The organism is Nitrospirillum bahiense (assembly GCF_007828025.1).
Lineage (GTDB): Bacteria > Pseudomonadota > Alphaproteobacteria > Azospirillales > Azospirillaceae > Nitrospirillum > Nitrospirillum amazonense.
On record NZ_VITO01000001.1, the window covers coordinates 503448 to 526838 of the forward strand.

The 23391-nt window shown below is 68.6% G+C and carries 17 protein-coding genes; 9 read left to right on the plus strand and 8 right to left on the minus strand.

Annotation, left to right across the window (positions count from 1 at the left end; all coding sequences use genetic code 11):
* Positions 1–104: 104 nt before the first annotated feature.
* The 8 genes from FBZ88_RS02140 (at position 105) to FBZ88_RS02175 (ending at position 10493) form a co-directional block, all read left to right on the plus strand.
* Positions 105–1259: an NAD(P)/FAD-dependent oxidoreductase gene (locus tag FBZ88_RS02140; protein WP_411861183.1), complete on the plus strand. Its 1155-nt coding sequence runs from the start codon at positions 105–107 to the stop codon at positions 1257–1259.
* Between the two features lie 29 nt (positions 1260–1288).
* Positions 1289–1939, plus strand: a complete 651-nt coding sequence (locus tag FBZ88_RS02145) for a helix-turn-helix domain-containing protein (RefSeq protein WP_145615185.1) — start codon at positions 1289–1291, stop codon at positions 1937–1939.
* Positions 1940–2000: 61 nt separating this feature from the next.
* Entirely contained in the window at positions 2001–3539 is a 1539-nt protein-coding gene (locus FBZ88_RS02150) for a cation:proton antiporter (protein WP_145615186.1), read from the plus strand.
* Positions 3540–3599: 60 nt separating this feature from the next.
* Positions 3600–4508 (plus strand): alpha/beta fold hydrolase, encoded by a 909-nt coding sequence (locus tag FBZ88_RS02155; RefSeq protein WP_145615187.1) that lies wholly within the window; start codon positions 3600–3602, stop codon positions 4506–4508.
* 133 nt (positions 4509–4641) lie between these two features.
* Entirely contained in the window at positions 4642–5277 is a 636-nt protein-coding gene (locus FBZ88_RS02160) for a TetR/AcrR family transcriptional regulator (protein ID WP_088873008.1), read from the plus strand.
* A 97-nt stretch (positions 5278–5374) separates the two neighbouring features.
* Positions 5375–6511 carry an efflux RND transporter periplasmic adaptor subunit gene (locus FBZ88_RS02165; protein WP_145615188.1) on the plus strand — a complete coding sequence of 379 codons (1137 nt, stop codon included), beginning with the start codon at positions 5375–5377 and terminating at the stop codon, positions 6509–6511.
* On the plus strand, positions 6508–9612 hold the full coding sequence (locus tag FBZ88_RS02170; RefSeq protein WP_145615189.1) for an efflux RND transporter permease subunit: 3105 nt from the start codon (positions 6508–6510) through the stop codon (positions 9610–9612). The genes FBZ88_RS02165 and FBZ88_RS02170 overlap by 4 nt, the downstream gene beginning before the upstream one ends.
* Before the next feature lie 113 nt (positions 9613–9725).
* A complete protein-coding gene (locus tag FBZ88_RS02175) occupies positions 9726–10493 on the plus strand; it encodes an alpha/beta fold hydrolase (RefSeq protein ID WP_145615190.1) in 768 nt (255 codons plus the stop codon).
* Between the two features lie 56 nt (positions 10494–10549).
* Here FBZ88_RS02175 and FBZ88_RS02180 read toward each other — a convergent pair whose 3' ends face one another.
* From FBZ88_RS02180 to FBZ88_RS02195, 4 genes are all read right to left on the minus strand, one after another.
* Positions 10550–12652, minus strand: a complete 2103-nt coding sequence (locus tag FBZ88_RS02180) for a S9 family peptidase (protein ID WP_246138454.1) — start codon at positions 12650–12652, stop codon at positions 10550–10552.
* A gap of 112 nt (positions 12653–12764) precedes the next feature.
* A complete protein-coding gene (locus FBZ88_RS02185) occupies positions 12765–12950 on the minus strand; it encodes a hypothetical protein (protein WP_145615191.1) in 186 nt (61 codons plus the stop codon).
* Positions 12951–13023: 73 nt separating this feature from the next.
* Complete coding sequence (locus tag FBZ88_RS02190) at positions 13024–14895, minus strand: methyl-accepting chemotaxis protein (protein WP_186464155.1); 1872 nt, start codon at positions 14893–14895, stop codon at positions 13024–13026.
* Between the two features lie 352 nt (positions 14896–15247).
* On the minus strand, positions 15248–16186 hold the full coding sequence (locus FBZ88_RS02195) for a GlxA family transcriptional regulator (protein WP_145615193.1): 939 nt from the start codon (positions 16184–16186) through the stop codon (positions 15248–15250).
* A gap of 107 nt (positions 16187–16293) precedes the next feature.
* Here FBZ88_RS02195 and FBZ88_RS02200 point away from each other — a divergent pair, with 107 nt between their 5' ends.
* Entirely contained in the window at positions 16294–16986 is a 693-nt protein-coding gene (locus FBZ88_RS02200) for a DJ-1/PfpI family protein (protein WP_145615194.1), read from the plus strand.
* Here FBZ88_RS02200 and FBZ88_RS02205 read toward each other — a convergent pair.
* The 4 genes from FBZ88_RS02205 to FBZ88_RS02220 are packed head-to-tail and all read right to left on the minus strand — an operon-like array spanning position 16983 to position 23388.
* The gene (locus FBZ88_RS02205) at positions 16983–18350 is read right to left on the minus strand and encodes a sensor histidine kinase (RefSeq protein WP_145615195.1); all 1368 of its coding nucleotides are present in this window, start codon (positions 18348–18350) and stop codon (positions 16983–16985) included. The two genes, FBZ88_RS02200 and FBZ88_RS02205, sit on opposite strands and share 4 nt — an antisense overlap.
* Before the next feature lies 1 nt (position 18351).
* The gene (locus FBZ88_RS02210) at positions 18352–19035 is read right to left on the minus strand and encodes a winged helix-turn-helix domain-containing protein (protein ID WP_145615307.1); all 684 of its coding nucleotides are present in this window, start codon (positions 19033–19035) and stop codon (positions 18352–18354) included.
* 13 nt (positions 19036–19048) lie between these two features.
* Positions 19049–22183: a multidrug efflux RND transporter permease subunit gene (locus FBZ88_RS02215; protein ID WP_145615196.1), complete on the minus strand. Its 3135-nt coding sequence runs from the start codon at positions 22181–22183 to the stop codon at positions 19049–19051.
* Positions 22180–23388, minus strand: a complete 1209-nt coding sequence (locus FBZ88_RS02220) for an efflux RND transporter periplasmic adaptor subunit (RefSeq protein ID WP_246138455.1) — start codon at positions 23386–23388, stop codon at positions 22180–22182. The genes FBZ88_RS02215 and FBZ88_RS02220 overlap by 4 nt, the downstream gene beginning before the upstream one ends.
* Between the last annotated feature and the right edge of the window lie 3 nt (positions 23389–23391).

The window sequence follows — 23391 nt, forward strand, 5'->3', positions numbered from 1 at the left end:
CCTGAAACATAACCATCCGATCGCGATATTGCGGCTGGACAGCCGAATGCCCGCGTGCCAAATCTTTTCTCTAATTGGAGAATATCGCCGGCTGGGAGATGGAATTGGAAAGGTATGACGTCATCGTCATCGGTGCCGGCATGGGCGGGGCCGCCCTGGCGGCAGAGCTGAGCCCCCACGCGCGGGTGCTGGTGCTGGAGGCGGAGGCGCGGCCGGGCGTGCATGCCACCGGGCGATCAGCCGCCCTCTACGCCGCCGCCTATGGCGGGCCCGACGTACGGGCCTTGACCCGGGCCAGCCGGGCCTTTTTCGATGCGCCGCCCGAGGGCTTCACCGACCATCCGCTGCTGTCGCCGCGCGGCCTGCTGTACGTCGCCACAGCGGCGCAGGCGCCCCGCCTGGTCGATTTCCTGGCGGAGATTGGCGACAGCGTGCGGACGATACCCGTGGCCGACGCCATGGCCCAGATGCCCCTGTTGCGGCCGGAGTACGTGGCGATGGCCGCCCTGGCGCAAACGGGCAGCGCCATGGACATCGATGTCGACGCCCTGCACCAGGGCTATCTGCGCCTGGCCAAGCGCCGGGGCGCCACCCTGCTGACCGACGCGGCGGCCAACCAGCCTCGCCGCGAGGACGATCTGTGGGTGTTGCGCGTGGATGGGCGCGAGGTGGCGGCCCCCAAGGTGGTGAACGCCGCCGGCGCCTGGGCGGAGCGGGTGGGCCAGGCCTTCGGTGCCGCCCCCCTGGGGCTCACGCCGCTGAAGCGTACCGCCCTGCTGGTCGACCCGCCGCCGGGCCACGACACCGACCGCTGGCCCGGCGTCTTCGACACCGATGAGCAGTTCTACATGAAACCCGACGCCGGCAAGCTGCTGCTGTCCCCGGCGGACGAAACCCCCAGCGAGCCCTGCGACGCCCTGCCGGATGAGTTGGACGTGGCCATCGCCGTCGACCGGGTGCAGCAGGCGCTGGACCTGCCGGTGCGCCGCGTCACCCACAGCTGGGCCGGCCTGCGCACCTTCGCGTCCGACCGCCAGCCGGTGGTGGGCCCCGACATCGCCGTGCCTGGCCTGTACTGGTGCGCCGGCCAGGGCGGCTACGGCATCCAGATGGCACCGGCGCTGGCGCGGCTGGCGGCCAGCCTGGTGCTGGACCGCCCCGTGCCCGACGACATCATGGCCGAGGGGCTGGTGCTGGCTAACGTGTTGCCATCCCGGCTGGCCGGTGCCGCTTGCGAACCGGGCGTGCCGCTGGAATAAAGGCGGGTCACGTCCCCATGGACCACCGGATGAAGAAGAATGCCACCCTGGGCCAGTTGATCGGCGCGCTGCGCCAGCGCAATGGCTGGACCCTGAAACAGATGAGCGAGAAGGTGGGCATCCCCTTGTCCACCCTGGCCAAGGTGGAAGGCGACAAGCTGTCGCTGAGCTACGACAAGCTGGAGCAATTCACCGGCCGGCTGGGCCTGAGCATGGCCGAATTCCTGGCCCAGGACCGGGGCCCCGGCGCTGCCGCCAAGGGCGCCCCGCCCGTCATTACCGGCCGGCGCAGCCTGACCGGCGACAGCAATTCCGTGCGCATCCACACCGGCGCCTACGACTATGAATACCTCTGCACCGACCTGCGGCGGAAGCGCATGGTGCCCATCCTGACCCAGGTGCTGGCCCACACCCTGGCGGAGTTCGGCGACCTGGTCCGCCACCAGGGGGAGGAGTTCATCTATGTGGTCGAGGGCACCATCGAGGTGCACCTGGAATTCTACGCCCCCGTCACCCTGCGCCAGGGCCAGGGCATCTACATCGACAGCATGATGGGCCATGCCTACCTGGCCAAGGATTGCGAGCGCGCCCTGGTGCTGGGCGTCTGTTCCAGCGACGACGGCAACTTGCAGGGTGACCTGATCACCCTGGCGGAAGAATCCGCCGAACGCCCCGCCTGACGGCTGCCCTGACGCCGGCGAAATGCTAGGTTGCCCCGGCTTGGGGAAGGCGGGGATCAACGTGGCGCTGTTTGAAAGCATGTTGACGCTGGTGGTGGTCGCCATCCTGCTGTTGCAGGTGTCGCGCCGCCTGGCCGTGCCCTACCCCGCCCTGCTGGCCCTGGCCGGCGGGCTGGTGGCGGCCCTGCCCTGGTCACCCCAGATCAGCATGGACCCGCGCCTGGCGTTGACCCTGTTCATCGCCCCCACCCTGCTGGACGCCGCCTATGATCTGCCCCCGCGATCCCTGCGGCCCTTGTGGATACCGCTGGTGGCGCTGGCCGGCCTGGCCGTGGTGATGACCACAGCCGCCGTCGCCTGGGCCGGCGTGGCCCTGGCGGGCATGCCCCTGGTCGCGGCCGTGGCCCTGGGCGCCATCGTCGCCCCGCCGGACGCGGCGGCGGCCACCACCATGCTGGGCCGCTTCAGCCTGCCCCGCCGCACCGTCACGGTGCTGAAGGGCGAAAGCCTGCTGAACGACGCCGTGGCCCTGCTGATCTTCGCCACGGCGGTGGGTTGGGCGCGGGACGGCAGCCTGGAGAAGCTGGCGCCGGAGGTGGCGCTGGCCGTACCCGGCGGCCTGCTGCTGGGGTACCTGACGGCGCGCGCCTACATCGTGCTGTCGCGGCCGCTGGAAGGCACGCTGGGCGGGACCATCGCCAGCTTCGCCGGCACCTTCACCGTCTGGGTCATCGCCGACCGGCTGCACCTGTCCGCCATCCTGGCCGTGGTGGCCAACGCCATGACCCTGGCCCACCACGTGCCCTACCGCCAGCGGGCCCGCGACCGCGTCAACACCTACGCCGTGTGGGGCACGGTGGTTTTCCTGCTGAACGTCCTGGCCTTCCTGCTGACCGGCCTGCAGGCGCGCAGCATCCTGAGCCACCTGGGCGACGGGCAGTTGGACCGCGCCCTGGAATTCGCAGGCACGGTGCTGGCGGTGGTGGTGGGCGTGCGGCTGGCCTGGGTCATGCTGTACAACCGCCTGGTCAACCTGATCGCCCGCTGGGGCTGGTACGACCAGCCGCCCAGCTTGGCCCAGGGGCTGGTCGTATCCTGGTGCGGCATGCGCGGGCTGGTGACGCTGGCGACGGCGCTGGCGCTGCCGGAGGGATTCCCCGAGCGCGACCTGATCGTGCTGTGCGCCCTGGCCGTGGTGCTGGGCACCCTGGTGGCGCAGGGCCTGACCCTGGGGCCGCTGATCCGCCTGCTGCGCTTTCCGGCGGACGACAGCCTGAGCCAGGATCTGACGTTCGCCCGCGGCGCCCTGCTGGACGCCGCCCTGGCCAGCCTGGAGGACAAGGACGGTGACGGCGCGCGCCTGATGCGCGAAATCTATGAGCGCGACCGCGCTGCAATATCCAGCGGCCGGCACCCGCGCGAGGCCAGCGAAACCGCCCAGCTGCGCCGCGAGACCATCGCCGCCAAGCGCCGCGCCCTGGCCAACCTGCGCCGCAGCGGACGGATCGACGATGACGTGTTCCACACCCTGGAGCAGGAGCTGGACTGGGCCGAACTGGCGGCGGCCTTGCCTGATGAGTTGGAACTGGCCGAAAGCTGAGCATCGGCTTATGCAAAGCTTGCATCACCGCCGGCAACCGGCTGGGGGCATGCTGGCGGCATGAACGCGATCTTCGTTGAGCGGGGCCCCAGCCCCTTCCTGGCCGGCTTCCGCCTGGCGGACGTCACCGTCGATACCGGGGTCACCCTGCGGGCGGCCATCGGCGGTGACGGGCCGTCCCTGTTGCTGTTGCACGGTCACCCGCAGACCCACGTCACCTGGCGCAAGATCGCCCCGGCCCTGGCCCGGCGTTTCACCGTGGTGGCGGCCGACCTGCGCGGCTATGGCGACAGCGCCAAGCCAGAAAGCGATGCGGAGCACAGCCCTTATTCAAAGCGCGCCATGGCGCTGGACCTGGTGCTGTTGATGCGGGCGCTGGGGCATGGACGCTTCGCCGTGGCCGGCCATGACCGGGGCGGACGGGTGGCGCACCGCATGGCGCTAGACCATGCGGACGCCGTCAGCCGCCTGGCCCTTCTGGACGTGGCACCCACCGCCACCATGTACGCCCTGACCAACCAGGAATTCGCCACCCGGTATTTCTGGTGGTTCTTCCTGATCCAGCCGGCGCCCCTGCCGGAACGGCTGATCGCCGCCGACCCGGAATTCTTCCTGCGCAGCCACATCGACCGGCAGAACAAGACCGCCGGCGCCACCGAACCGGCGGCCTTCGCCGAGTATCTGCGCTGCTACCGGGACCCCGCCACCCGCCACGCCATCTGCGAGGACTATCGCGCCGCCGCCACCATCGACCTGGCGCACGACGCGGCCGATGCCCACCGGCGGGTGACGGCGCCGCTGCTGGCCCTGTGGGGGGCGCATGGCACGGTGGGCCAGCTGTACGACGTGCTGGCCACGTGGCGGGAGAAGGCCGACGATGTGCGCGGCCGGGCGCTGGACTGCGGCCACACCCTGCAGGAGGAACGGCCGGACGAGGTGCTGGCCGCCTTCCTGGACTTCCTCGCCTGACCGTTTCGACTGGATGCCCGTGGCTATTCCGCGCACTCTATGAGTGACGATATTGTCAATGTGTCATTTATCACATACATAAGGGGCGGCGGACCGATCCGCCCGGATCTCATCATTTGAAGGTCGCACGCCCATGACCACCGCAGCGCGCCCCACCCCCGCGAGCCCGGCCTCCGCCGGACAGCGCGGTCCCCTCGACCATGAACGCCGCGCCCAGATCGTCGAAGCCGCCGACCAGCACTTCCGCCATTACGGCTATCACAAGACCACGGTGGCGGACCTGGCCAAGGCCATCGGCCTGTCCACCGCCTACATCTACAAGTTCTTCAGCAGCAAACAGGCCATCGGTGAGGCCATCTGCGCCCGCTGCCTGGGCGAGATCACCACCCAGCTGCGCGCCATCATGGCGGAGCCCCTGTCGGCGGGCGAACGCCTGCGCCGCGTCTATCCCACCCTGGCGCGGGCCGGTGCCGACCTGTTTTTCGAGGAACGCCGGCTCCACGACATCGTCGTCACCGCCGTCACCGAGAACTGGCACGCCGGCACGACGTACGAGGAAGAGCTGCGGGACATGGTGCGCGCGCTGGTCGTCGCCGGGCGCGAGGCGGGGGAGTTCGAGCGCGAGACCCCGCTGGACGAGGTGTGCCTGGCGATCGAGGAGACGCTATGGCCCTTCGCCCATCCCCTGATGCTGGAAGAGAAGCTGGACATGTTGGATGCCGCCACGGCGGCGGTCGGTGGACTGGTGTTGCGCAGCTTGCGCCCCTGACATGTAATAAGTAACGTATGAAGCGTTACGAGTGACGGATTGACGAGATCGTCACTTGTCTGTATGGTCGAGGCTCCTTCAGGGATGGAGCTTCGCCATGCGGCACCCCGTATCTTCCCGCCTGCTGACCCTGGCCGTTCTGGCCCTGGCCGGCACCTCGCTTTCCGCCTGTGACAAGCCTGCCCCCGACCCGCGCACGGCCGAACGCCTGGTGCGCGTCGCCACGGCCCAGCCGGCGGCGCGCGACGAGCGCGCCTATGTCGGCGTCGTCACCGCCAAGGTGCAGAGCGGACTGGGCTTCCGCGTCGCAGGCAAGGTCACCCAGCGTTTGGTGGACCCCGGCCAGACCGTGAAGGCCGGCCAGCCGCTGATGCGCATGGACAACACCGACTACGCCCACGCCATCACCACCCAGCAGGGCCAGGTGGCCATGATCAAGGCCACGCTGACCCAGGCCCGGGCGGATGAGGCGCGCTATCGCGCCCTGGTGGGCAACGGCGCCGTCTCCCCCTCCGCCTACGACCAGAAGAAGGCCGCGGCCGACGGCGCCCAGGCTCAACTGGACGCGGCGCTGGCCCAGCTGCGGGTGGCGCAGGACGACGCCGCCTACACCACCCTGGTGGCGGACGCCGACGGCACGGTGATGGATACGCTGGCCGAACCGGGCCAGGTAGTCACCGCCGGCCAGATCGTCGTGCGCCTGGCCCATGCCGGCCCGCGCGAGGCGGCGGTGAACCTGCCGGAAACGGTGCGGCCGGCGGTGGGCTCCCACGCCACCGCCACCCTGTATGGCAGCGCCGTGCGCGCGCCCGCCACCCTGCGCCAGCTGTCGGATGCCGCCGATACCCAGACCCGCACCTATGAGGCGCGCTACGTCCTGGATGGCGCCGCCGCCCAGGCCCCGCTGGGCGCCACGGTGACGGTGCACCTGTCCCTGACCGGCGACGACACCCCGCCCGTCTCCGTCCCCCTGGGTGCCCTGAACGACGAGGGCAAGGGCCCCGGCGTCTGGGTGCTCACGCCCGAAGCCGGCGGCGATCCCGTCAGCGGTGATCGGGCGACCATCGCCTTCCGCCCGGTGACCGTGGGCCAGTTGGGCGCGGAAGAGGCCACCCTGCTGGGCGGTGTCAAGGCCGGCGAGCGGGTGGTGGCCCTGGGTGGCCACTTCCTGCACGAGGGCGAAAAGGTGCGTGTGGCGCAGAACGCGGCCCCCGCCCAGGCGGTGCTGAAATGAGCGGCTTCAACCTGTCGGCCCTGGCGGTCCGCGAACGCGCCATCACCCTGTTCCTGTTGATCGCCATCACCCTGTCGGGCGTCCTCGCCTTCCTGAAGCTGGGCCGCGCCGAGGACCCCGCCTTCACCATCAAGGTGCTGACCGTCAGCGCCGTCTGGCCCGGGGCCACGGCGCAGGAGATGCAGGATCTGGTGGCCGAGCCCCTGGAAAAGCGCCTGCAGGAACTGCGCTGGTACGACAAGGTGGAGACCTTCACCCGGCCGGGCATGGTGCTGATGACCCTGTCGCTGCAGGACAAGACGCCGCCCTCGGCCGTGCCGGAGCAGTTCTATCAGGCGCGCAAGAAGTTGGGGGACGAGGCCCGCACCCTGCCGTCCGGCGCCCTAGGCCCCTTCGTGAACGACGAGTACTCCGACACCGACTTCGCCGTCTACGCGGTCAAGGCGCCGGGCATGCCCGCCCGCCAGCTGACGCGCGAGGCGGAAACCCTGCGCCAGCGCCTGCTGCACGTGCCCGGCGTGAAGAAGATCGACATCCTGGGCGAACGGCCCGAGCGCATCTTCGTCGATTTCACCTACGCCCGCCTGGCCACCCTGGGCATCGGCGCCCGCGACATCTTCGACGCCCTGGCCCGTCAGAACACGGTGACGCCGGCCGGGTCCATCGACACCGACGGCCCCCAGGTCTTCATCCGCCTGGATGGCGCCTACGATGACCTGGAGAAGATCCGCAACACCCCCATCGTCGCCGGCGGCCGCACCTTCAAGCTGTCGGACGTGGCCGAGGTGAAGCGCGGCTATGAGGACCCGCCCACCTACCTGATCCGCCACGATGGCGACCCGGCCCTGGCCCTGGGCGTGGTCATGCAGGACGGCTGGAACGGTCTGGAACTGGGCAAGGCCCTCGATGCTGAAGAAAAGAAGATCGCCGCCGAACTGCCGGTGGGCCTGACGCTGAGCAAGGTCAGCGACCAGGCGGTGAACATCCACGAGGCGGTGGGTGAGTTCATGCTGAAGTTCTTCGTGGCCCTGGGCGTGGTGATGTTCGTCAGCCTGGCCAGCCTGGGCTGGCGCGTGGGCATCGTCGTGGCCGCCGCCGTGCCGCTGACCCTGGCCGCCGTCTTCGTCATCATGCAGGTCACCGGCCGCGCCTTCGACCGCATCACCCTGGGCGCCTTGATTATCTCGCTGGGCCTGCTGGTGGACGACGCCATCATCGCCATCGAGATCATGGTGGTGAAGCTGGAGGAAGGGTACGACCGCATCAAGGCCGCCGCCTACGCCTGGAGCCATACGGCCGCCCCCATGCTGTCCGGCACCCTGGTCACCATCATCGGCTTCACGCCCGTGGGCTTCGCCAGGTCCACGGCGGGCGAGTATGCCGGCAACATCTTCTGGATCGTGGGCTTCGCCCTCATCACCTCGTGGGTGGTGGCGGTGGTGTTCACGCCCTACCTGGGCGTCCAGCTGCTGCCCAACATCCGGCCCATCCCCGGCGGGCACGCCGCGATTTACGCCACCCCGCGCTATCAGCGCCTGCGCCGCCTGATCACCTGGGCGGTGGACCATCGCGGCCGGGTGGCCCTGGCCGTGGTCGGCACCTTCCTGCTGGCCGGCGTGGGCATGGGCTTCGTCAAGCAGCAGTTCTTCCCCACCTCCGACCGGCCGGAGATCATGGCGGAGGTGCAGATGCCCGAGGGCACCAGCATCGAGGCCACCAGCGCCGCCGCCAAGAAGGTTGAGGACTGGCTGCGCCGGCAGCCGGAGGCGAAGATCGTCTCCACCTATGTCGGCCAGGGCGCGCCGCGCTTCTTCCTGTCCTACAACCCCGAGCTGCCCGACCCGTCCTTCGCCAAGATGATCGTCCTGACCCCGGACGACAAGGCGCGCGACCGGCTGAAGGACAACCTGCGCCAGGCGATATCCGATGGTTTGGCGCCGGAGGCCCGGGTGCGCGTGTCGCAGCTGGTGTTCGGCCCGCCCTCGCGCTTCCCCGTCATGTTCCGCGTCAGCGGGCCCGATGTGGCGGTGCTGCGCGGCATCGCCGATGAGGTGCAGGCCGTCATGCGGGCCAACCCCGACACCCGCCTGGTGAACCAGGACTGGGGCGAGCGGGCGCCCACCCTGCACTTCGTGCTGGACCAGGACCGCTTGCGCCTGATCGGCCTGAACCCCACCGACGCCGCACAGCAGCTGCAGTTCCTGCTGACCGGCGCCCCGGTGACCCAGGTGCGCGAGGATATCCGCGTGGTGCAGGTGACGGCCCGCAGCGCCGGCCCCGACCGCCTGGACCCCGCCCGCCTGGGCGACATGACCCTGACCAGCGCCGACGGGCGCCTGGTACCGCTGAGCCAGATCGGCCATGTGGAAGTGCGGGCGGAGGAGCCCATCCTGCGCCGCCGCGACCGCGTGCCCACCATCACCGTGCAGGCCGACATCGACGAAGCCCTGCAGCCGCCCCAGGTGTCCATGGCCATCGAGAAGGCCCTGGCCCCCGTCATCGCCAAGCTGCCCGCCGGCTACCGCATCGACATGGGCGGCAACATCGAGGAAGCGGGCAAGGCCAACGCCGCGCTGGCGCCCATGTTCCCCATCATGGCGGCCCTGATCCTGCTGGTGCTGGTGCTGCAGACCCGGTCGCTGTCGGCCATGGCCATGGTGTTCCTGACGGGACCCCTGGGCCTGGTGGGTGCGGTGCCCGTCCTGCTGATCTTCCACCAGCCCTTCGGCTTCAACGCCATCCTGGGCTTGATCGGCCTGTCGGGCATCCTGATGCGTAACACCCTGATCCTGATCGGCCAGATCCACACCAACCAGGAGGAAGGGCTGTCGCCCTACCACGCGGTGATCGAGGCCACGGTGCAGCGGGCGCGGCCCGTCATCCTGACGGCCCTGGCCGCCGTGCTGGCCTTCATCCCCCTGACCCAGTCGGTGTTCTGGGGGTCCATGGCCTACGTGCTGATCGGCGGCACAGCCGTGGGCACGGTGCTGATCCTGGTCTTCCTGCCCGCCCTCTACGCCCTGTGGTTCCGTGTGAAGGCGGACGGGGCGGCGGCGCACGAGGAAGCGCCCCATTATCCCCGGGCGGTACCGGCGGAGTGAGTTGACTTCGCGCCGAGGTATGATAAGACTGGTCCCAGTTTCGAACGCCCTTCCGGTCTGCCGGAAGGGCGTTTCCTTTTTGGCTTCCCCGCAGCCTTGAAAAGGAATTCGAAATGACCGCAGACATCCTGGGCGTCACGTTGCACGGCACGGGGCCGGAACCCGTGCTGGTCCTGCATGACTGGCTGGGCGACAGCCGCAATTACCAACTGGCATTACCCTATCTGGACATTCACCGCTTCACCTACGCCCTGGTGGATTTGCGCGGTTACGGCCGGTCCATGCACCTGGCGGGCGACTATACCATTGAAGAGATCGCCGCCGATTGCCTGGCCGTGGCCGATCGTCTCGGCTGGTCCCGCTTCCATGTCGTGGGCCATTCCATGACCGGCATGGCGACGCAGCGCCTGGCGGCCGACGTGCCGTCGCGCATCAAGAGCGCGGTCGCTGTCTGCCCCCTCTCCGCCGCCGGCAACCCCTTGCCGGACGAGGCCGCAGCCTTCTTCGCCCGCACCTGTGAGGACGACGACGCCTTCCGCCGCCTGGTCAAATACGTGACGGGCCTGTCGGACCAGTGGGCCGAGGTGAAGCTGCGCCAGAACCGGGACCGCGTGGCGCCCCAGTGCCGTCCGCACTATCTGCGCATGATGCGGACGACCCATTTCGTGGATGAGGTGCGCGGGCTGGCGACACCATTCTTGGTCATGGTCGGGGACAGGGATCCCGGCCTGGACGCCGCGGCGATGGAACGCACCTTCCTCGCCTGGCATCCCAACGCGACCCTGATGGTGATGCCCAACTGCGGTCATTACCCCATGCAGGAGTGCCCGCCCCGGTTCGCCCAGATGATCGAAAACTTCCTCGACAGCCAGGCCGGCTGACAAAAAACCCCGGCCAGGGCGACCCGGCCGGGGCTTTTCCTTGGCACAGAGACCGCTTACTTGGCCTCGGTATCCGTGCGGTACTTCTTGAACCAGGCCAGGATGGCATTGGTCTCGCCCACCAGCTGCGACGGGCGTTCGGCCAGGCCGCCGTGGCTGGCGCCGGGCACGCGGATCAGGGCCGTGGGGATGCTGCGCAGTTGCAGGGCAGCGTAGTACTGCTCCGCCTCGCTGGGGGGTGTGCGGTGGTCTTCCTCGCCCACCATGACGGCGGTGGGCGTCTTGACGTTGCCCACCAGGCTCAGCGGCGACCGGCGCCAGTACTGCTCCTGGTCCTCCCACGGCATCTTGCCGAACCAGTACTTGGCCATGAAGGTATAGCCGTCGACGGTCAGCACCTCGCTGGTCCAGTTGATGACCGGCTTCTGCGTCACCGCCGCCTTGAAGCGGTCGGTCTTGCCCACGATCCAGGCCGTCAGCACGCCGCCGCCGGACCCGCCGGTGACGAACAGGTTGTTGGGATCGACCGAGCCCTTGGCGATGGCCGCGTCCACCACGCTCATCAGGTCATCGAAGTCCTGGCTGGGATAGTTGTGGTGGATCTGGTTGGCAAAGCTTTCGCCGTAGGACGTCGACCCGCGCGGGTTGGCGTAGACGACGATGTAGCCGGCGGCGGCGTAGAGCTGGTCCTGCGTCGACCAGACGGGGCCATAGCTGGCGAAGGGTCCGCCGTGGATTTCCAGGACCAGCGGGTACTTCTTGGCCGGGTTGAAGTCCGGCGGCGTCACCATCCAGGCGTCGATGGGCAGGCCGCCGGCGCTGGAGGTGGTGGGCAGCGGCTGCACCTTGGCCAGCGTCTTGCCGGCGAAGAGGCTGGCGTTGAGGGTGGTCAGGCGCTTCTGCTCTCCCGGACCGGTGCTGAGACCGACGTCGGCCGGGTGGGTGGGGTCGCCCCAGGGGAAGGCCACCGCGCCATCCTTGGACACGCTGAAGCCGCCGCCGGAATAGGGGCGGTCCAGCTCACTGCCGGCCAAGCCCTCGGCCACCGTGGTGACCTTGCCATCCAGGGTGACGCGGGCCACCTTGGTGACGCCGTGGTCGGTGTAGGTGGCGTAGATGGACCGGCCATCCGCCGCCCAGCGCGGGCTGCCCAGGTCGCGGTCGAAGCCGGCCGTCAGGGCCCGCACGTCGCTGCCGTCGGCGTTCATGACCGACAGCACGCTGTTCTGGTAGCCCAGCTCCTTGTCGTCGAAGCCGACGAAGGCGATGTGCTTGCCATCCGGCGATGCCACCGGTTCCTGATCGGGACCGTGGCGCGTGGTCAGCTGGGTCAGGCCGCCGGTGGTGGTATCGACGGAGAAGACGTCGGAGTTCAGGGGATCGCGTTCCCAGTCCTTGCCGTGGTTGGTGCTGAACACGATGTGGCGGCCATCGGGCATCCACGACAGGGCGCCGCCGTCGTCATACTGGCCGTTGGTCAGCTGGCGCGGGGCGCCACCATCGGCGGGCACGACGAAGATGTGGTTGAAGCCGGGGCGGACATAGCCCTCGCCATCCTCACGATAGTTGATGGTGGTGATGACCTTGATGGGGTCGGCCCACTTCGCCCCCTCCGGCGCGGCCAGGGGCGAGCCTAAGCTGCTGCCCTCCTCCGGCACGAACATGGTGAAGCCGATCTGCTTGCCGTCCGGCGACCAGGCGATGTCGGATGGGCCTTCCGGCAGGGCGGTGATGGCGGCGCTGTTCCCGCTGCCGGAACCACTTAGCCAGCGCACCCAGATCTGCGGCTTGTCGCCGGGGCCCTTGGCCACATAGGCCAGGCGGGTGCCGTCCGGCGACCAGCGCGCCCGGCTGCTGCCCGGGACGCCCAGCGGGGTCTGCTGGCCGCTGGCGACGTCCACCAGCCAGACCTCGCTGCGGGCGTTGTCTGTCATGATGTCTTCGGACGAGCGGGTATAGGCGATGCGCTTGCCGTCCGGGCTGATCTGCACGTCCTTGGCCTGCGCCAGCGCGAAGGCGTCGCGCGGCGTCAGGGTGTGGGCGGGGGTGACCGCCTCTGGCGTGGTGCCGGTGGGGGCTGGGGAAGCCGCCAGCGCGCAGGGTGCGACGCCCAGCGTGAGGGCCAGCGCGAACGCCGCCCGGTGCAAACGTGAAGTCATGTGGGTCCCATCTGCATTGTTCTTCTGTCGGCCCGGGCCCCGCTCCCGGTACAGGCGCACAACCTGTCATGTTTGCGGGGCCGCCGCCAGATGGGACCTGATGACCGGGGTATTAACCGCCACCCACCGGCGTCACCACCTTGCCCGTGCCGCCGCACTCCGGACAGGGCGCCCCGTCCACCGTGCCGGTGCCGGCGCAGCGGCGGCAGATGTTCTCACCGGCACCGGGGGTGCCGGGAGGCACGGCGTCGGGGTTGGGGCGTCCGTTCGTGGGCTGGTCCTTGGGTTCCGGTGCCATGGCATCCTCCGTCCGGTGGGGGTTGGGTCGCGTTCGGACCATAACCCCCGACCGGCGGATTGGATGCGTTCCGTCAGGCCGCCCGCACCGCGGTGACGAAGCGGCTGACCTGTTCGTCCAGGGTCTTCAGCTGCTGCGCCAATTCCCCGGCCGTGCCCAGCACGTGGCTGGCGCGGTCGGCGCTGTCCACCACCACGTCGCTGACGGCGTGGATGTTGGTGGTGACGGCGCGGGTGCCGCGGGCCACGATGCTGGCGTTCTGCGAGATTTCCCGCGTCGCCGCCCCCTGCTGTTCCACGGCCGAGGCGATGCCGGCCGCCACCTCCTGCGCCTTGGCCGAAACCTGGGCGATGGTGCGCACCTCGGCCACCGCCCGGCCGCTGGCCTGCTGCGTCGCCTCGATTTGCGCTGTGATCTCGTCCGTCGCCTTGGCCGTCTGGTTGGCCAGGTTCTTCACCTCCGACGCCACGACGGCGAAGCCCTTGCCCGCCTCACCCGCCCGCGCCGCCTCGATGGTGGCGTTGAGGGCCAGCAGGTTGGTCTGGCTGGCGATCTGGGTGATCAGGTTCACGATCTCCGTGATCTTTTCCATCTGGCCGGCCAGGTGTTCGATGGTCTGGCGCGCCGTCTCCGCGCGCGACGCCGTGTCGGTGGCGATCTCGGCGCTCTCGGTCACCCGGGTCGCGATCTCGCCGATGGAGGCGGACAGCTGTTCCGCCGCCACCGCCACCGTCTCCACGCTGCTGGACGTCTCGTCCGTGGCCGCGCGCACGGCGTCACTGCTGCGCCGCGCGTCGGCCAGGCCGGCCGCCAGATGGTTGCTCTGCGCGTCCACCTGGCCGCTGGCCTGGGCCACCAGCCTCAGGACGGAGGAGACGTTGGCCTCGAAGTCGTTGGCCAGCCGTTCCGCCGTGGCGCGGCGTTCCCGCTCCGCCGCCTCCTGCAGCTGGGTGCGTTCCTGGTGCAGCTTGCCCACCTCGGCCGCATTGCGCTTGAACACCTCCAGCGCGCGGGCCATGGCGCCGATCTCATCCCGCCGGTCCAGCGCCGGCGTGGGCACGTCGACGGCACCCTCGCTGAGGGCGATCATGGTGCCGGTGATCTCATCGATGGGCCGCGCCACCAGGCGGTAGGTCACCGCCCCCAGCAGCAGCACCAGCACCGCCACCGTGACGCCCGTGGCCACCATGATCAGCATGCCCAGGGAGCGCAGGGGCCCGAAGGCCTTGGTCGCATCCATGGTCACACCCACGTACCAGCGGGCCGAGGGCAGGTCCTTGATGGGATAGAAGGAGGTCAGGGTGTCGCCCTGCTGCTCCGGCGTGCGGCCCAGGTGCTGCTGGATGTCGAAGCCCTCGGCCAGCTTCTTCATCACCCGGTCCTTGTCGGCATGGACCAGCACCGTGCCGTCGCCGTCGATCAGGAACACCTGGCCGTTGCCGCCCAGATCGAAGGACTTCAAGAAGGTCTTGACCATCTCCAGGTCCAGGTCGCCCGCGGCCACACCCGCCAGCGCGCCATTCTTCATGACAGGGCTGGCGATGGTCAGCACCAGGTTGCCGCCCGACGCGCTGACATACGGCTGCGTCATGATGGTCTGCTTCGCGGCATCGGCCGCCTTGTACCAGCCGCGCTGGCGCGGGTCATAGCCCGGTGGCAAATCCAAGGCCGGAACCATGGTGAAGACGCCGGCGGTGTCGCCGTAATAGACGGGGCTGAAGGTGCCGCTCAACGTCGGTCCCTGCAGCAGGCCCATGACATGGGCGCCGTCGCCGGCCGCCACGTCATCGGCCAGGTTCCGCACCAGCGAAACCCGGCCCATCAGCCATTTCTGGATGCCATCGGCGGCCGACTCTCCCGTCGATTTGATCTGAGTATTGATCTGGGTGGTCAGAGTATCGCTTGAGACGGAATAAATGACATATCCCAGGACGCTGAAAGCCAACGCCACGAATACTGCGGTGAAAGCGACAATCCTGTAGACAAATTTCGTTCGTTTGCCCGTCTGCTCAATCGAGCGCATGCCAGCATACGGTCTGGAGTTCATTGCCCCCTCGCACTGTCATGTCTGTTTATAGGGACGGTCAAGGCCAGCCCCGTTAAGCAACAGACTAGATCAGTTTTCAAAGAGGTTAAACGCCAAATTTTTGCATGTGCGAGAAGTTTTCCGCATCTGCACCTTTAAAGGGCAACCGCCTTCGACCAAGGCAGCGGACGCCCATAAAATTCGCCATTGCCGTGAACCTTGCCGCCGGGCACGGCCCCGGATTTCCGCGCTTGCCCATCTTTCGGCGGCACTAGGCCGACCGGCGGAGGGACTGGGGCGGCGCGCCGAAGGTGCGGATGAAGGCCCGGCGCATGCGCTCGGTATCACCGAATCCCGTTTCGATGGCGATACGATCCAGCGACGCCGGACTTTCCTCCACCAAATCCCGCGCCACCTCCAGCCGCAGCTGCTCCACCGCCTTGGCCGGGGTCAGGCCCTGCTCGGCGGCGAAGGCGCGGGCGAAGTTGCGCGGGCTCATGGCCGCCTGCGCCGCCAGTTCCTCCACCGTCAGGGACCGCGCCAGATTGTCGCGCATCCAGGCCAGCAGATCGCCGAAGCGGCGGCTGGTGCCCTGCATCTCCAGCAGGGTGGAGAATTGCGACTGTCCGCCCTGGCGGCGGTAGGGCACGACCAGCTGGCGGGCGGTGCGCCGCGCGATGGCCTCGCCCTGGTCCTCCGCCACCAGGGCCAACGCCAGGTCGATGCCGGCGGTGATGCCGGCCGACGTCCAATAAGCGCCATCGCGGATGAAGATGCGATCGGCCTCCAGCCGCACCTGGGGGAAGCGCCGGGCGAAAGAGCTGGTGCGGTACCAGTGGGTGGTGACCCGCCGCCCGTCCAGCAGGCCGGCGGCGGCCAGCAGGAAGGTGCCGGAACAGACACTGGTGACCCGCCGGGCGTGCCCCGCCACGGCACGGGCGTAGTCCAGCAAGGCGGGCACGGCGCTGGCGGCGTTCACCCCCTCGCCACCCGCCACCACCAGCGTGTCCACCTGCGCCGGGTCCGCCAGCGGCCCCGCCATCAGCACGGCGCCGGAGGAGCTGGCGACCGGCCCCGCCGCCAGCGCCATGACGCGGATGTCATAGGGTTGGCGGGCGTAGCGGCCCGCGATCTCGAACGCCGCCAAGGGTCCGGTGACGTCCAGGATCTGGAACCCGGGATAAGCCAGGAAGGCGATGGTGCGGGCCATGGGCGTTGTACCGTTATTGGCAGAAAAGGTGGGATTTATGGCATTGCTGCCAGGGCTTGTCGAGAGCACCGTTGGGCCATCCCGTGCCGTCAGCCTGGAGCTTTCCCATGAGCCAACCCGCCTTCACCGTCGTGGAAGTCGTCTTCCCCCTGATGACCCAATTGGACTTCACCGCCCCGCACCAGGTGTTCAGCCGCCTGCCCGGCATCGCCACCCGCGTGGCGTCCGCCACCGGCGGCACCATCGCCTCGCACGAGGGCCTGCGGTTCGAGGGGACGGAGCGGCTGGCCGACATAGCGGCCTGCGACCTGCTGTTCGTTCCCGGCGGCATGGGCATCGCCGCCGTGCTGAACGACATCGAAACCATGGCCCAGGTGCGCCGCCTGGCCGAGGGCGCCCGCTACCTGACCTCGGTCTGCACGGGGTCGCTGGTCCTGGCCGGGGCCGGCTTGCTGAAGGGCAAGCGGGCGGCCTGCCATTGGGCCTGGCGCGGCCAGCTGGCCCGGTTCGGCGCCATTCCCGACGCTGGCCGCGTGGTGCGCGACGGCGACATCATCACCGGCGGCGGCGTCACCGCCGGCCTGGACTTCGCCTTCACCGTGGCCGCCGAGATCGTGGGGCCCGACGCGGCGGAGGCCCTGCTGCTGATGCTGGAATACGCGCCCGAACCGCCCTTCGCCGGCGGCCGCCCGGAACTGGCACGGCCGGAGGTGAGGCAGCGGGTGGATGAAATCTACGGAAGGATTCTGGCCCCGCGTGTGGCCGAGGTGGCGGAATACGCGACCCGGATGACGCCTTAAGCCAACTTCATGCGGGCTTTGAGCCCCGGATGATTGTCCGCCAGGTCGAAGGCGCCGCCGTGCAGCTTCGCGACGGCGCTGACCAGGCTGAGGCCCAGGCCCACGCCGGGGGTGCCACGGCCCATGTCGCCGCGATAGAAGCGTTCCGTCACCCGGGGCTTTTCATCGTCCGGGATGCCGGGACCGTTGTCGCTCACCGACATCTCGACCTTGCCATCCGCGCCGCTGCTGACCTCCACCGTGATGGCGCCGCCCTCGGGCGTGAACTTCAGGGCGTTGTCGATCAGGTTGCCCACAGCCTGGGCCAGCAGGATGGGGTCCCCCAGGATGGTCATCATGCCCTCGTCGCCCTGGAAGGTCAGGGAGACGCCCTTCAGTTCCGCCGCCGGCAGGTAGAAGTCCACGGCGCCCGCCGCCACCTCCGCCACGTTGACCTCGGCAAAGCCGGAACGGCGGGCGCCGGTATCGATCTCCGCCAGGCGCAGCAGGGCGTTGAAGATGCCGATGACCCGGTCGACGTCAGCCACCGCCCCGTCCACCTCGGCATAGGTCTCGGCCAGGGGCGGGCGGGTGACGCTTACCTCCTCCAGCCGCGAGCGCAGCTCCGCCAAGGGGGTGCGCAAATCGTGGGCGATGGCGTTGGAGACGTTGCGCACGCCGTGCACCAACTGCTCGATCTGGTCCAGCATGCCGTTGATGGTGCGCGACAGGGTGTTGAACTCGTCCTGCCCCCGGGTGGTGGGCAGGCGGCGCGACAGGTCGCCCTGGACGATGCCGGTGGCGGTGCGGCTGAGATCGTCGATGCGGCGCAGCACCGCCCGGCGGATGAGGAAGCCGCCCAACATGCCCAGCAGCAGCAGGACGCCCATGGCCGCCAGCAGGCTGTACCAGAAGCGCTGCTCCAGGGGACGGAAATGGGCCATGTCGCGCGCCACCACCAGGTGATAGCCGCCGGGCAGCACCACATGCACCAGGCGCGCCTGCACCGTCCGGCCGTTCAGCTTGATGGGGGCGTTGTAAACGCCCTGCCGTTCGGGGAAGTCGCCGGGCCAGGCCGGGAGGTTGCCCGCCAGCACGGTGTGGGCCGCGTCCGTCAGCAGCAGCAGGCGCTCCGCCGCGATCTGCATGCTCATGCGCTCATTGAGGAAGGCCACCAAGCCATCGGGCCCGCGCTGGCGGAACACTTCGGTGAAGCGCTGCGCGTCCTCCTGCAAGATCTCGGTGCGGCCGTCGTCGATGGTGACCCGCCAGGCATAGCCCAGGGGGGCGGCGAACAGCACCAGGGTCACCAGGCCCAGCAGCACATAGCTGAGCGCCAGGGTGTAGGCGGAGGAGCGCAAGGGCGAGGCGGGGGCCGGCGCCATGTCAGCCGCCCGCCGTCATCATGTAGCCGGCGTTGCGCACCGTGCGCAGCAGCGGCGGCTCCCCCTCTCCCTCGATCTTCTGGCGCAACTTGCTGATGTGCACGTCGACCACGTTGGTCTGGGGGTCGAAGTGATAGCCCCAGACGCCTTCCAGCAGCATGGTGCGGGTCACCACTTGGTCGACGTGGCGCATCAGGTACTCCAGCAGCTTGAACTCCTGGTTCTGCAGGGTGATGACCCGCTCGCCCCGGCTCACCTTGCGCGACAGCAGGTTCATGCGCAGGTCCCCCACCGCCAGGCTGGTTTCCGGCACGGCGCCGGTGGGCGATCGGCGCATCAGGGCGTCCAGGCGCGCCAGCAGCTCGCCGAAGGCGAAGGGCTTGGTCAGGTAATCGTCGCCGCCGCTGCGCAGGCCCTTGATGCGCTCATCCACGCTGCTGAGCGCGCTGAGGATCAGGACCGGCGTCTGCGTGCCCATCTTGCGCAAGGTCTCGATGATGGTCAGGCCGTCGATGTCGCCCGGCAGCATGCGGTCCATGACGATGACGTCGAACGGTTCGCCCGTCGCCAGGAACATGCCGTCCCGCCCGTTATCGACATGCTCCACGGTGTGTCCGGCCTCGCGCAATCCCTTCACAACGAAGCGCGACACCCGTTCGTTATCCTCCACCAGCAGCACCTTCATGGCGCGTCCCCCCTCAATCGCCCGTGCCCAGGACCGCGTGCGGCCGGGCGTGACCTTCATGCGCCGTCTTGGCCTTGCCCCGGCGGTTCAACCAGTCGTTCACCCGGTCCAGGTAGAGATAGACCACCGGCGTGGTGAACAGGGTCAGGATCTGGCTCAGGATCAGGCCGCCCACCATGGTGATGCCCAGCGGCTTGCGCAGTTCCGAGCCCGTGCCGTTCTCCAGCATCAGCGGCAGGGCGCCCAGCAGGGCCGCCATGGTGGTCATCATGATGGGGCGGAAGCGCAGCAGGCAGGCCTGACGGATGGACTCGATGGGTGCCATGTGCTGTTCCCGTTCCGCCTGGATGGCGAAGTCCACCATCATGATGCCGTTCTTCTTCACGATGCCGATCAGCAGGATGATGCCGATGAGCGCGATGACCGACAGGTCGTAGTGGAAGATCATGAGCATCAGCAGGGCCCCCACGCCCGCCGACGGCAGGGTGGACAGGATGGTAAGCGGGTGGATGTAGCTTTCATACAGCATGCCCAGGATGATGTAGACGGCCACCAGCGCCGCGGCGATCAGGTAGGGCTGGGTCGCCAGCGAGGCCTGGAAGGCCTGGGCCGTGCCCTGGAAGGTGCCGTTGACCGAGGAGGGCATGCCCATCGCCGCCTGGGCCTGCTGGATGACCTGCACCGCCTCGCCCAGGGACACGCCGGGCGCCAGGTTGAACGACAGGGTCACCGCCGGGAACTGGCCCAGATGGTTGATGGACAGGAAGTTCACATGGTTGGTGTCGTACTTCACGAAGGTGGACAGCGGCACCTGCTGACCGGTCACCGGTGACTTGATGTACAGCTTGTTCAGGGTGTCGGGGTTGGACTGCAGCTCCGGCGTGATCTCCAGCACCACGTGGTAGCTGTTCAGCTGGGTGAAGTACTGGGTGACTTGGCGCTGGCCGAAGGCATCATAGAGGGTGCTGTCGATCAGCGAAGGCTGGATGCCGAAGCGGGCGGCCTGGTCGCGGTCGATCACCAGGTTCAGGGTGGTGCCGTTGGTCTGCTGGTCGGTGGCGACGTCGCGCAGCTGGGGCAGGCCCTTGAGCTTGTCCAGCAGCTTGGGCGCCCAGTCGTTCAGTTCGCCCAGGTCGGCGTCCTGCAGGGTGTACTGGTACTGGGTGCGGGCCAGGCGGCCGCCCACGTTCAGATCCTGGCTGGCCTGCAGGAACAGGGTCGCCCCCTTGACCTTGGCCAGCTTGGGCCGCAGCCGGGCGATGATCTGGTCTGCGGTGGCGGTGCGCTGGCCGCGTGGCTTCAGGCTGATGACGATGAAGCCGTTGTTGATGGGTCGCCCACCGCCACCGACGGATGTCGCCCAGGCGGCCACGTCCGGATCCTGCGCCACGACATCGGTCAGTTGGTGCTGCAACCGCACCATCTCATTGAAGGACACGTCCTGCGAGGCGTCGGCCAGGCCGGCGATGATGCCGGTGTCCTGCTGGGGGAAGAAGCCTTTGGGGATGGCGACGTACAGCACGCCCGTGGCCGCCACCGTGGCGAAGAACACCATCAGGGTCAGGCGCTGGTGCCGCAGCACGAAGTCCAGGCCGCGGCCGTACTTGGCCACCAGCCAGTCAAAACAGCCCTCGATGAACAGGTAGGCCCTGCCATGGCGGGCGTGCTTCTCATCCTTCAGGAACAGGGCGCTCATCATCGGCGACAGGGTCAGCGAGACGAAGGCGGAGACGGCGATGGTCATGGTGACGGTGATGGCGAATTCACGCATCAGCCGGCCGACGATGCCGCCCATCAGCAGCAGGGGGATGAACACGGCCACCAGCGACACGCTGATGGACATGATGGTGAAGCCGATCTCCCCGGCCCCTTTCAGCGCCGCCTCCTTGGGCGACATGCCCTCCTCGATGTGGCGGTAGATGTTCTCGACCATCACGATGGCGTCGTCGACGACGAAGCCCACGGCGATGGTCAGGCCCATCAGCGACAGGTTGTCCAGGCTGAAGCCCAGCAGGTACATCAGCGCCGCGGTGCCGAACAGGGCCAGCGGCACCGTCACGCCGGGGATCAGCGTGGCCCACAGGTTGCGCAGGAAAAGAAAGATGACCATGACCACCAGGAAGATGGTCAGCAGCAGGGTGAACTGGACATCCTCCACCGAGGCCTTGATGGTGGTGGTGCGGTCGATGACCTTGTCCATCTTCACCCCCGGGGGCACCGCCGCCATGACCTGGGGCAGCATATTTTCCACCTTCGACACGATGTCGATGATGTTGGCGCCGGGCTGCTTGAACACCTGCAGGATGATGCCGGGGCCGTTGTTCTGCCAGGCCAGCAGCTGGTTGTTCTCCGGCCCGTCCACCGCCACGCCGATGTCGCGGATGCGCACCGGCGCCCCGTTTTTGTAGGCGACGATGACGTCGTTCCAAGGCTCCGCCTTCAACAGCTGGTCGTTGTTGTAGATGACGAAGTTGTGGGCGATGCCGTTGATGGAGCCCTTGGGCGCGTTGACCGTGGCCGTGGGGATGACGGCGGCGATATCCTCAAGCTGGATGCCCAGCGCCGCGATCTTGGCCGGATCCACCTGCACGCGCACGGCGGGCTTCTGCTGGCCGCCGATGGAGACCTGGCCCACGCCCGGAATCTGGGACAGGCGCTGGGCGATGACGTTCTCGGCGAAATCGTCCACCGTGGTCAGGGGCAGGTTGTCGGAGTGGACCGAGTACACCAGGATGGAGCTGTCGGCCGGGTTGATCTTGCGGTAGGTGGGCGGCGACGGCAGGTTCTTGGGCAACTGGCCGCCGGCGGCGTCGATGGCGGTCTGCACATCCTGCGCCGCCGCGTCGATGTTGCGGTTCAGGTCGAACTGAAGGGTCACCTGGGTGCTGCCCAGCGTGCTGGTCGATGTCATCTGGCTGACGCCGGGGATGGCGGCGAACTGGGTTTCCAGCGGCTGCGCCACGCTGGACGCCATGGTTTCCGGACTGGCGCCCGGCAGGTTGGCCGAGACCTGGATGGTGGGGAAGTCCACCTGCGGCAGCGGCGCCACCGGCAGCAGCGGATAGGCCACCATGCCCACCAGCAGCACGCCCAGCATCAGCAGTGAGGTGGCGATGGGCCGGGTGATGAAGGGGCTGGAGAGGCTCATGGCTGCTTGCCTTCCGTATTGGTGGGGGTGGCGTCGGCCGTCTTGGCCTCGCCGGCCACCGTCACCTTGACGCCCGGCTGCAGGCGGTAGGCGTTGCTGGTGGTGACGCGCTCACCAGCCTGCAGGCCCTTGGCCACGACGACCGTGTCGCCGGTGGTCTCCGCCGTCTCGATGGGCCGCATCTCCACCGTGGAGTCCGGCTTCACGACATAGGCGTACAGGCCGTTGGGCCCGCGCTGCAAGGCGGCGCTGGGGATGGTCAGCGCGCCGCGGCGCGTCTGCTTCAGCAGCTTCACGTTCACGAACTGGCCCGGCCACAGATGCTCATCCGTGTTGGGGAACTGGGCCTTCAGCCGCACGGTGCCGGTGGTGGGGTCGATCTGGTTGTCGACCAGCATGACGGTGCCGGTGGCGAGATCCGTCTTGCCGTCGCGTGATACGGCGGTGACGGTCAGCGGCCCCTGGGCCATGGCCTGGCTGACGGCCAGGCGGTCCTCTTCCGGCAGGGTGAAGATGACGGAGATGGGCTGCATCTGCGTCACCACCACGATGCCGGTGCCGCTGGCCGCATGCAGGTTGTTGCCAGGGTCGACCTGACGGATGCCCGTCCGCCCCTGGATGGGGGAGGTGATGCGGGTGTAGTCCAGCTGGGTCCGGGCATTGTCGATGGCGGCTTGGTCGCTTTTGATCTGCGCCTGCAACTGGTCGACCTGGGCCTTGGCCGTGTCCACCGTCTGCTTGCTGGCCAGGTTCTGCGGCGCCAGGCGGGTGTAGCGCTCCAAATCGGCGCGGGCGTTGGCCAGCTGCGCCTCATCCTTGGCCTTGGTGGCCAGCGCCTGATCGTACGCCGCCTGGTACAGGCGCGGGTCGATCTGCGCCAGCAGGTCGCCCGGCTTCACCGTCTGGCCTTCGGTGAAAGCGACCTTGTCCAAGGCGCCATCCACGCGGGTGGTGACCGTCACCGTGTTCAGCGACTGGACGGAGCCCAGGCCCGCCAAATAGACGGGCGCATCGGCCGGCGTGGCCACGGCCGTGTCCACGGCGACGGCGCCGCCCGCCTTGGCTGTTGGGGGGGCGGCCTTGCCAGCGGTGCTGGGCAACAGCTCGGCACCGGCGGCGGCGAGGATGAAGACGCCGCCCAGGCCGGCCATGACGGCGCGGGTGCGGCTGATGCGGATAGGCTTCAAGATGGGGTTCTCGCTCATGAT

Excerpts from the sequence above, each read along its gene's own strand:
- FBZ88_RS02220 (WP_246138455.1), bottom strand. The coding sequence starts at position 23,388 with ATGAGCGAGAACCCCATCTTGAAGCCTATCCGCATCAGCCGCACCCGC.
- FBZ88_RS02165 (WP_145615188.1), top strand. The coding sequence starts at position 5,375 with ATGCGGCACCCCGTATCTTCCCGCCTGCTGACCCTGGCCGTTCTGGCC.
- FBZ88_RS02185 (WP_145615191.1), bottom strand. The coding sequence starts at position 12,950 with ATGGCACCGGAACCCAAGGACCAGCCCACGAACGGACGCCCCAACCCC.
- FBZ88_RS02180 (WP_246138454.1), bottom strand. The coding sequence starts at position 12,652 with ATGACTTCACGTTTGCACCGGGCGGCGTTCGCGCTGGCCCTCACGCTG.
- FBZ88_RS02215 (WP_145615196.1), bottom strand. The coding sequence starts at position 22,183 with ATGAGCCTCTCCAGCCCCTTCATCACCCGGCCCATCGCCACCTCACTG.
- FBZ88_RS02155 (WP_145615187.1), top strand. The coding sequence starts at position 3,600 with ATGAACGCGATCTTCGTTGAGCGGGGCCCCAGCCCCTTCCTGGCCGGC.
- FBZ88_RS02210 (WP_145615307.1), bottom strand. The coding sequence starts at position 19,035 with ATGAAGGTGCTGCTGGTGGAGGATAACGAACGGGTGTCGCGCTTCGTT.
- FBZ88_RS02195 (WP_145615193.1), bottom strand. The coding sequence starts at position 16,186 with ATGGCCCGCACCATCGCCTTCCTGGCTTATCCCGGGTTCCAGATCCTG.
- FBZ88_RS02200 (WP_145615194.1), top strand. The coding sequence starts at position 16,294 with ATGAGCCAACCCGCCTTCACCGTCGTGGAAGTCGTCTTCCCCCTGATG.
- FBZ88_RS02175 (WP_145615190.1), top strand. The coding sequence starts at position 9,726 with ATGACCGCAGACATCCTGGGCGTCACGTTGCACGGCACGGGGCCGGAA.
- FBZ88_RS02170 (WP_145615189.1), top strand. The coding sequence starts at position 6,508 with ATGAGCGGCTTCAACCTGTCGGCCCTGGCGGTCCGCGAACGCGCCATC.
- FBZ88_RS02145 (WP_145615185.1), top strand. The coding sequence starts at position 1,289 with ATGAAGAAGAATGCCACCCTGGGCCAGTTGATCGGCGCGCTGCGCCAG.
- FBZ88_RS02205 (WP_145615195.1), bottom strand. The coding sequence starts at position 18,350 with ATGGCGCCGGCCCCCGCCTCGCCCTTGCGCTCCTCCGCCTACACCCTG.
- FBZ88_RS02160 (WP_088873008.1), top strand. The coding sequence starts at position 4,642 with ATGACCACCGCAGCGCGCCCCACCCCCGCGAGCCCGGCCTCCGCCGGA.